1 protein-coding gene is annotated in these 564 nt (G+C 61.2%); it reads right to left on the minus strand.

Annotation, left to right across the window (positions count from 1 at the left end; genetic code table 11):
• Positions 1-227: 227 nt before the first annotated feature.
• A partial coding sequence (locus IE273_RS45620; RefSeq protein WP_229888007.1) for a hypothetical protein occupies positions 228-564 on the minus strand: 337 nt, incomplete at its 5' end.

The following is a 564-nucleotide window of genomic DNA, read 5'->3' on the forward strand; positions in this document are numbered from 1 at the left end:
CACAAAGCACACACATACACCCATCACTCGCTAGCATGCAGCGAGTAGACCGAGGCAAGAAAAGAAAGTTACAAGCACTAGTAGACAAGTAGTACGAAGCTCAAGACAAACTACATGCAGCCTCAGACAGCAACGTACGCTATGCAGGATTAGATAACCAAAAGAGCAGCAAACATGGCGGCGTCGCAGAACTTCCTGTCTTCAATTCTCTGGCCGACGGCTCTTATTTAGCGGTGGTTGCTCCTGGTCCTGGTCTCGTCGCTGTAAAGCCAGTCGTAGACGGTGGGGGAGTTGGGCTGCGGGCGGTCGAAGAGGTTGGCGCCGAGGCTTTTGGTGGCCAGGTTGCTCCCGGGGTGGAAAACGCTCCGCCACACGCTGCCGCCACGCGGCGGCGTCGACGACGACGGCGTCACCGGCGTGGTCGGGGTCGTCGGCATCGACGGCGACTGCTTAATCGCCTCCCCTGCAGCTGTGTTGATGGCGAGGGGTTGGGTGGCGGCGGCGCGGCGGAGCTTGTCGAGGCCCGTCTCCGGGCGAGGCCCGGCCACCACGTCGTCCCACAGC

Origin of the sequence: Streptomyces olivaceoviridis, from assembly GCF_014650115.1 — a bacterium.
GTDB lineage: Bacteria > Actinomycetota > Actinomycetes > Streptomycetales > Streptomycetaceae > Streptomyces > Streptomyces olivaceoviridis.